We start from the raw sequence: 8202 nt of genomic DNA, 5'->3' as shown, positions 1-8202 counted from the left end.
ACGCCCGCAGGATCTGCACCCCGATCAGGCCGAGGCCGCCCAGCCCGATGGCCAGCGCGTACCGACCACCGCCGGCCAGGTACGGAAGCGCCTCCTTGATCGCGTGGTAGGGGGTCAGGCCCGCGTCGGCCAACGGGGCCGCGGCCACCGGGTCGGCGTCGCCCAGCGGGACCAGGTGCCGGGCGGGCACCGTCATGTACTCGGCCATGCCGCCGTCCCGGCCCAGCCCCACCGCCAGGTACGGCAGGGACGCGGCGTTCTCGCAGTAGGTCTCCACCCCCTGGGCGCACTGGCGACAGTGCCAACAACCGATCGGACCGTAGACCAGGTACGCGGCGCCCACCTGGATCCGCTCGCTCACGCCCGGGCCGAGCGCCTCGACCCATCCGGCGTTCTCGTGCCCCAGGACGAACGGCGGCTTCTGGGCGCCGGGCTGCCCTTTCTCGAACACCCGGTAGACGCTGATGTCGGAGTGACACGCCCCGGCGCCGGCCACCCGCAGGAGCACCTCTCCCGGCCCCGGCTCCGGTTTGGGCACCTCGGTGAGTGAAGGGAACTCCTTGTAGTTCTCGAACACCACTGCGCGCATGTGCGAACTCCCTCGAACAAGGTTCGGTGCCCTCTGTCGGACACCGGCGAACCGGGCCACGTGAGACGCCCTCTCGCCCACGCGAAAGTAACACCGGTGATCACGGTGCGTCACCCAAGGGGTACGCACGGAATCGTCCGCATTGTTTGACCCGCTCACGTCCACCGAGGCGATGAGTTCGGCCCACCACCCGGGTCCACACGGGTGAGACACCGACCTTCGATGAGACAGGGCCTTCGAGGAGGACCACATGTTCGACACCACCCGGGCCTTCGGCTCCTTCGCCGTCCCCGACCCCGACACCGCCCTGGAGTTCTACGGCACCACCCTGGGCCTGGACGTCCGGCCGGTACCGGGGATGGAAGGGCACGGCCTGCTCCAGATCGACCTGAGCAAGGACCACGGAGTGCTCGTCTACCCCAAACCCGACCACGCGCCCGCGGTGTTCACCGTCCTCAACCTTCCGGTCGACGACATCGACGTCGCCGTCGACGAACTCGTCCGCCGCGGGATCACCATGCTGCGCTACGAGGAGTTCCGGCACGACGCCAAGGGGATCGTCCGTGAGGGCGGCGGACCCCTGGTCGCCTGGTTCACCGATCCGGCGGGCAACGTCATCGGCCTCATCCAGGAGTGACACGTCCGCGATGAGTCCGCCGCCTCCGCCGAGTCGGATACGGGTGAACGAGCAGACCAACGACACCACAGGGAGAACCTCGTGAAGAACACCGTCCTCGACAGCATGCTCCTGGCCAGCACCGATCCCGACCGCCTGCGCGACTGGTACGCCGCCGTGCTCGACCCGGTCCAGAACGACACCATGGACGACTACCGGGTGCTCAGGTTCGGGAACTTCTACATGATGATCGACCGTCGCGACGACATCGGGCCCAGGGCCACCGACGCACCTCGGATGATCCTCAACTTCGACGTCGCCGACGCACGAGACGTCGTGGCCCGCATGGAGGAGCTGGGCACCCCGTGGGTCGCCCCGCTGGAAGACCGTGACGGGAGCCTGTTCGCCACCGCCCAGGACCCCGACGGCAACTACGTGCAGATCGTCCAGCTCAGCCCCGAACACCTGGCCGCCATGGAGGCCACGCCCCAGGAGGCCTGAGAACGGAGGAGGTCCACGCCACCGGTGGTCGGCGCCCGGCGGAGGGTGCCGGCCACCGGCCCATGGGCTCACCGGAAGAAATTCCGGCAAAGGAACGACCACGCCCGATCCGTTCTGTCTTAGGTGCGGCGTAGCGTGACGACCGTGGTTGAGCAAACGACGATCGACCAGGACTTCGCGCGGCTCATCGGCCCCTACCGCCGAGAGCTGTACGCGCACTGTTACCGCATGCTCGGTTCGGCGCACGACGCCGAGGACCTGGTCCAGGAAACCTGTCTACGCGCCTGGAAGGGGATCGACCGCTTCGAGGGGCGCTCCAGCCTGCGCACCTGGCTGCACCGCATCGCCACCACGGTGTGTCTGACCGCCCTGGACAAACGTGGGCGCAGGCCCCTGCCCACGGGCCTGGGCGGGCCGACCGAGCGCCCCGAGTCCCAGCTGGCCGACGGCTCGGAGGTCCCCTGGCTGGAACCGATGCCGGACCGCCTCGGGGTGGGCGTCGACGATCCTGGAACCGTGGTGGTCGACCGCGAGAGCGTCCGCCTCGCCCTGGTCGCCGCCCTGCAATACCTTCCCGCCAAACAGCGCGCCGTGCTGATCCTGCGCGAGGTACTGCGGTTCAGCGCCGCCGAGGTCGCCCAGATCCTGGACACCTCCGTCCCGGCGGTCAACAGCCTGTTGCAGCGGGCCCGTGCCCAGCTGGCCAAGGAACTTCCACAGGAGGATCGGGTTCCCGCGCCCAGGGCCGACCAGCGTGAGCTCTTGGAGCGGTACGTCACCGCGTTCGAGAGCTACGACATCGGCGCGCTCACCGAGCTGTTCACCGCCGAGGCGGCCTTCGAGATGCCACCGTTCGCCACCTGGGTACGCGGACCCGAGAACATCGTGCGGCTCGTCCACGCCCAGTGCCCGGCCCAGGCGCCCGGTGACCTGGCTCTGGTGCCCACCGCCGCCAACGGACAGCCCGCCTTCGCCATGTACCTGCGCGACGAGGACGGCGTATACCGGGCCTTCGGCATCCACGTGCTCGCCATGACGGGGGAGGGGATCGGACACTGCTCGGTCTTCTTCGACACCACCCTCTTCCCGCTCTTCGGCCTGGACCCGGTACTGCACCGCTGACCTGGACGCGGTCTTTCGGGTGGTGCGCCGAGCGCCGGGTTCGGCGGGCACCCGTGGCTGTACGATGACCGCGTCGACTTCGAACCGGCCCTCACCCGGGGGGCGAGCCCGCACACCGCCCAGAGCGCCCGCCCGTTCCCCTCCACGAACCCGTGAACCGAACCCGGCGGACGCCCGTCCCAGTAGTTCGGGCACCCGGGTGATTCAAGCCGGATCCGCCCCGATACCAGGCCTCGGTGGCCCCCTGGTCCGGCTAACGTGCTCAGGGGCCGACCGACCATGGCCCTACCACCTCATCACCCACCCGGATGGGAACCGCGTGAACAGCACCCCTGACCACCGAGACCTGCGCCTGATCGTCACCGGCGGCGGCACGGGCGGACACACCTACCCCGCGCTGACCGCGATCAACGCCCTGCGCAAGCGCCTGGAGACGACCGGCAACTCTCTCGAAGTGCTGTGGGTGGGCGCCGCGGGCAGCCTGGAGAAGAGGGTGGCGACCGCCAACGGGATCGCGTTCGAAGCGGTGGCCACCGGCAAGATCCGCCGGTCCAAGAACCCCCTCAAACTGGCTTCTCCCGCCAACATCAAGGACATGACCAACGTGCCCCGGGGCGTGGCCCAGGCCTGCAAGCTCGTGTCCGACTTCGAACCCGACGTCGTGCTGGCCACCGGTGGATACGTCGCCGTGCCCGTCGGCCTGGCCGCCCGCATGTGCCGCAAGCCCCTCGTCGTCCACGAACAGACTGTCCGTCTGGGGCTGGCCAACAAGGTCCTGGCCCGCGCCGGTGCCCAGATCGCGGTGTCCGCCGAGTCCTCCGTGGAGTTGCTGCCCGACTCCTCCCAGGGCGACGCCGTCGTCACCGGCAACCCCGTCCGCCCCGAGGTCCTCACCGGCCGGGCCGAACTCGGTGCCAAGGGCCTGGGCTTCGAGGGCTACGACGCCCAGTTGCCCACCATCTACGTCACCGGTGGCGCGCAGGGGTCGGCCCAGATCAACGACAACGTCCGGGCCATCCTGCCCTGGCTGCTCGCGCGGGCGAACGTGGTCCACCAGTGCGGAGCGGCCAACGTCGCGGGTCTCCGGGAGAGCGCTCAGCAGCTCCCGCCCGGTTTGGCCGAGCGCTACCACCTGACCGACTTCGTCGGCCCCGAGCTGCCCGACGTGCTCGCGATGGCGGACGTGGTGATCTCCCGCAGCGGTGCGGGGACCATCGCCGAACTCACCGCCCTGGGCAAGGCCGCGGTGTTCATCCCGCTGGCTTCCTCGGCCGGTAACGAGCAGGCCCACAACGCCCGCCACTTGCAGGAGTCCAACGCGGCGGTGGCGCTGCTGGGTGAGGTCACCCCCGAGAGCCTTCAGGGCGCGGTGGAGCCGTTGCTGAAGGACTCCGCCCGACGCGAGGAGATCGCCACCAACGCCCGCGCCCACGGGCGTCCGGACGCGGCGGAGCGTCTGGTGGACGTGTTGCTGACCGCCGCAGGTTAATTCGCTCGACAAGCATCAGGCCCCACCCGCAGACGAGAGGGTGGGGCCTGAGCGCTGTATTTGGGAAATGGTGTCTTAACGAAGGTCTGCCTTGGTGGTATCGAGGAAGGTCCGCCACTCGCCGGCACCGAAGAAGAGCGCACCGAGTTCACGGTGCTTGGTGTCGCGCATGGCTCTTTCCTGGCCCAGGTCGGCCACCTCGACACAATGGCTCTCGGTGGCGCTGTAGGAAGACTTGTGAAACTCCACGTCAGACTTCTTTCATAAGGTTTTTTAGTGCCTTTAGGGATTCGTTCTCGCTCAGGGCCGACCGCATCAAAGAGGTGAGTACCTGACGATAGTCATCGACTTCCTCTTTTTTCTCCAGGAACGTGCCCCCAGTGCGCCCTTCCAGATACACGAGCGAGGGGTCGGACTCGTCGGCGTAGTCCAGGATGACAAAGCCGGATCCCATGGAAGCGTGTAGCCCAGCGCTGAGCGGTAGCACTTGCAGGGTGACTCTGTTGACGCCTTCGCTCAGATCGATGAGGTGCGAGATCTGCTCTTTGGCTACCTCGGGGGAGTGAGACAGCCGCAGGAGTGCACTTTCATCCACGATGGCCAAGAGGTTGAGGTCGTCGCGAAGAAGTTTCTTGCGTTCTAGACGTGCTGCGATGACCTGATCGATGTCGTCTTCGGTGACCGCGCCACTCGCCCGTGCGGAAAGCGCAGCGTACCCGGCGGTTTGAAATAGTCCAGGGATGACGGACGGCTGGTAGACGCTAACGGTGGAGGCCTCCGCTTCGAATCCCAGATAGTCGGCGTCGAGGACACTGCTGTAGCTGTGCCACCAACCTTTCTCCCGAGCCTGGCGGCCTAATGCGAGGACGGCATCGACCTTTTTGGTGTCCTCGATTCGATACAGGCGCATGAGGTCTCTGAGCGCGCTGGGGTCGGTCCTGTGCCTGCCGTTCTCAAGATGATTGATTCGCCCAGCGGCCCAGCCAAGCTCTCGCGTGACCTGTGTGGTCGACAGCTCCGCAGCTTCTCGGAGTCTACGAAGCTCGCGAGCCAGGCGGCGGCGACGCACGGTCGGTGAAGGCCTCTTGCTCATGGGGGAGATGCTAGCGGTCGACGAAGCAGACATACTCATCAATATAGGAGATCTACTTGATCTTATCAATTGATAAGTCCATCCTGGTGTCAGCAGGGAAGAGGATGACGCAGCTCTTGGGGCTGCTCAGGTCCGCACACGAGCCCGAATGCTGTGGATGTGGGACGAACCGGAAGCGTCAGAGCCTGTCCTTGCCACCGGGAGAGCGCCAGCTCATGACCGGAACAGCTTCCCTACGGGTGGCTGACACGAAAGTGGGCTCTGGGGGCGATTGCGGCGCCTCCAGAGCCCAACGACAACACAGGACTCTCTCCATAAGGAGTTGTGCGTCATGCCCATTGTGCCGCGTTCCCGCGCGCCTTTCCACACCCCCACCCCGCCCTTCGCCGGGCGACGGTGGGCCGGTCGCGTCTACCCCGGTGACTTGGCTCAAGCCGCTTGGGTTCGAGAAGACCTGCGCGCCGACCTGCACCGCCTCGAAGGTCTCTGCTCGGACCAGTCCGAGACCATCGTTCTCTGCGCCAGCGAGATGTTCGCCAATGCTTGCGATCACTCCCGCTCCGGCCAACACGACGGTCGGGTGCTGCGCACCTTGTCCATGCCCACCGCACACACCCTGTGCGTGTCCACCATTGACGACGGTGCCCGCGAAGAAGCTCCCACCCTCCCGCGCATCCCGCACCAGCGCACCGCCACCGAATGGGAGGAGGCCGAACGCGGCCGTGGACTGTTGCTCATCGAACATCTGGCCACCCGCTGGGGGAGTCGACCGGTGGTGGACTTTCCGTTCTGCGCCGGGCTGGGCACCCTCGTATGGGCTGAATTCACCCTCACCACCACGGAGGCCGACCGGTGAGCGCCGACCCGATCTCCTCCGAGATGCGCGCGGTGCTGGAGGCACCCCGAGGCCGCCGATTCTCCCGCACCCACCCGGCACCGCCACGTCGCGAACAGCGCCGGGTGGCCCTCCTCGACGGATGGAGTGCTTGGGCGCCCCAACGTCCACACGAACCCACGCCCACACCCGGCCGGCCGCCGAAACCCCTGGTCCCGCACCCCCGACCGGCCCCTGACGACGGCCCGTGGGTGCCTCGCCCACGCCCAGAACGCCCGCCGCTCCCGCGTCGCCCCCGGCGTCCGCACAGCCACCGCAAGCCCCGCCGACGCCGCCGCATCGCCTGGCCCCTGTTCGGCTACACCCTGGCAGCCTTAGCCGGTGCCTTCGCCCACCACCTCACCGCCGGATTGCTGTAACGCCACGGCTGTCCCTCAAAGCTGGGGCTCCTCCGATACCGTTGACAACAGCGTGAGGAGCCCCGAAGGCTCGATTAGTCCCCTTTGTGAAGAAAAGGTCCTGGTGTCCAACTCTCAACAAGTTGCAGATTCGAGCATGTTCGCCGGGTAAAGATGCAGGTCAGCGAGACTGCTCCCCGCGCACGCGGGGATGGACCCTCGACGCCGCCGGCCTGGTGCCCGTGGAGCAACTGCTCCCCGCGCACGCGGGGATGGACCCTGTCGGCACTCGGTGTCGGCGTACCTGCCGGGCTGCTCCCCGCGCACGCGGGGATGGACCCGACTCGGGCCATAGCAGCCCCGCGGTTTGCAGCTGCTCCCCGCGCACGCGGGGATGGACCCTTGCAGAGGTCTACCGTGCCGCCCCGGGGCAGCTGCTCCCCGCGCACGCGGGGATGGACCCCCCATCACGTGGCCGACCACCCCGGCCGAAGCCTGCTCCCCGCGCACGCGGGGATGGACCCCGCAGAAGGCCGCACTCGCACAGATCGGCATCGCTGCTCCCCGCGCACGCGGGGATGGACCCGCATCACCCATGCCGGACAACCCGACCGCCAACTGCTCCCCGCGCACGCGGGGATGGACCCGCCGGCCCCGCCGCGCGCGCCGTGTGAGGACCCTGCTCCCCGCGCACGCGGGGATGGACCCCCTGAGGGCTACAGGCAGGAAACCGAGGGCAACTGCTCCCCGCGCACGCGGGGATGGACCCCGGTGGGCCCTCCTGACCCGGTCCCCCGACCGCTGCTCCCCGCGCACGCGGGGATGGACCCACGTCCACACTGTCGCCGCTGCGTGCGACCTCCTGCTCCCCGCGCACGCGGGGATGGACCCATGAATGGCCGTGGCCCGGATCAGGCTCCGATCTGCTCCCCGCGCACGCGGGGATGGACCCTGAACGAGTTCTGGGTGACATGCTGCGGCACTCTGCTCCCCGCGCACGCGGGGATGGACCCGGGATGAGCGGGGTGTGTCTCATTGGGGGGTGCTGCTCCCCGCGCACGCGGGGATGGACCCATTCCCACCCGGATCGACACCAAGAAGGTCGCCTGCTCCCCGCGCACGCGGGGATGGACCCTACCGGCTGCCCAAGCACAACACCTCGGGGCGCTGCTCCCCGCGCACGCGGGGATGGACCCACGTCGACGTTTCCGCCGTCGCCCTGGATTCGCTGCTCCCCGCGCACGCGGGGATGGACCTCCCCTTGGGGTCGACGCGGGGGTTAGGACCACGGCCCGAACTTTGCCAGGGACATCTACACCGTGTCGCGGTCGTAGTTCCAGGACTTGCCGGTTCCCCGGTATTCCTCCACCGGGATGGGGGAGGTCCCTTCAACCATCCGGTCCTTGTACGTCATACCGTGTAGGTGGTCCACCTCATGTGCCACGAGGCGGGCCAGAGCATTGGTAAACACCGCGATGGCGGTGGACCCGTCCGACCTCGTGTGCTCGACCTCGATACGGCGCGGACGGGGAACCAGCCCGCGTACGTCGAAGAAGCTC

10 protein-coding genes and 1 CRISPR repeat array are annotated in these 8202 nt (G+C 68.1%); of the genes, 6 read left to right on the top strand and 4 right to left on the bottom strand.

Annotated features, from left to right (window positions below; translation table 11 throughout):
• A partial coding sequence (locus ABZ717_RS28125) for an alcohol dehydrogenase catalytic domain-containing protein (RefSeq protein ID WP_358516139.1) occupies nt 1–589 on the bottom strand: 589 nt, incomplete at its 3' end.
• Between the two features lie 250 nt (nt 590–839).
• On the opposite strand from ABZ717_RS28125, the gene ABZ717_RS28120 reads away from it, so the two are divergent.
• The 4 genes from ABZ717_RS28120 to ABZ717_RS28105 all read left to right on the top strand — a co-directional run bounded on the left by ABZ717_RS28120 (nt 840) and on the right by ABZ717_RS28105 (nt 4317).
• A complete protein-coding gene (locus tag ABZ717_RS28120) occupies nt 840–1226 on the top strand; it encodes a VOC family protein (protein WP_358516135.1) in 387 nt (128 codons plus the stop codon).
• A gap of 81 nt (nt 1227–1307) precedes the next feature.
• Entirely contained in the window at nt 1308–1706 is a 399-nt protein-coding gene (locus ABZ717_RS28115) for a VOC family protein (protein ID WP_358516132.1), read from the top strand.
• Nucleotides 1707–1841: 135 nt separating this feature from the next.
• The gene (locus ABZ717_RS28110; protein WP_358516130.1) at nt 1842–2828 is read left to right on the top strand and encodes a sigma-70 family RNA polymerase sigma factor; all 987 of its coding nucleotides are present in this window, start codon (nt 1842–1844) and stop codon (nt 2826–2828) included.
• A gap of 319 nt (nt 2829–3147) precedes the next feature.
• Nucleotides 3148–4317 (top strand): UDP-N-acetylglucosamine--N-acetylmuramyl-(pentapeptide) pyrophosphoryl-undecaprenol N-acetylglucosamine transferase, encoded by a 1170-nt coding sequence (locus ABZ717_RS28105; RefSeq protein ID WP_358516127.1) that lies wholly within the window; start codon nt 3148–3150, stop codon nt 4315–4317.
• Between the two features lie 75 nt (nt 4318–4392).
• On the opposite strand, the gene ABZ717_RS28100 is transcribed toward ABZ717_RS28105, so the two are convergent.
• Nucleotides 4393–4566 (bottom strand): DUF397 domain-containing protein, encoded by a 174-nt coding sequence (locus ABZ717_RS28100; RefSeq protein WP_358516124.1) that lies wholly within the window; start codon nt 4564–4566, stop codon nt 4393–4395.
• Between the two features lies 1 nt (nt 4567).
• Nucleotides 4568–5410 (bottom strand): DUF5753 domain-containing protein, encoded by an 843-nt coding sequence (locus ABZ717_RS28095; RefSeq protein ID WP_358516121.1) that lies wholly within the window; start codon nt 5408–5410, stop codon nt 4568–4570.
• A gap of 331 nt (nt 5411–5741) precedes the next feature.
• Here ABZ717_RS28095 and ABZ717_RS28090 point away from each other — a divergent pair, with 331 nt between their 5' ends.
• Together ABZ717_RS28090 and ABZ717_RS28085 are read left to right on the top strand one after the other, a co-directional pair.
• Nucleotides 5742–6266 carry an ATP-binding protein gene (locus ABZ717_RS28090; protein WP_358516118.1) on the top strand — a complete coding sequence of 175 codons (525 nt, stop codon included), beginning with the start codon at nt 5742–5744 and terminating at the stop codon, nt 6264–6266.
• On the top strand, nt 6263–6664 hold the full coding sequence (locus tag ABZ717_RS28085; RefSeq protein ID WP_358516116.1) for a hypothetical protein: 402 nt from the start codon (nt 6263–6265) through the stop codon (nt 6662–6664). The genes ABZ717_RS28090 and ABZ717_RS28085 overlap by 4 nt, the downstream gene beginning before the upstream one ends.
• Nucleotides 6665–6833: 169 nt before the next feature.
• A CRISPR array of direct repeats spans nt 6834–7900; the repeat unit is 29 nt; unit sequence CTGCTCCCCGCGCACGCGGGGATGGACCC.
• 55 nt (nt 7901–7955) lie between these two features.
• Here the strand turns inward: ABZ717_RS28085 and ABZ717_RS28080 are convergent.
• Nucleotides 7956–8202: peptide deformylase (locus ABZ717_RS28080; protein WP_358516113.1), on the bottom strand; the 247-nt coding region annotated here is incomplete at its 5' end.

Source organism: Nocardiopsis sp. NPDC006832 (assembly GCF_040635885.1).
GTDB lineage: Bacteria > Actinomycetota > Actinomycetes > Streptosporangiales > Streptosporangiaceae > Nocardiopsis.
Note: the sequence above shows the minus strand (reverse complement) of the source record. Positions and strands in the feature narration are given on the sequence as shown.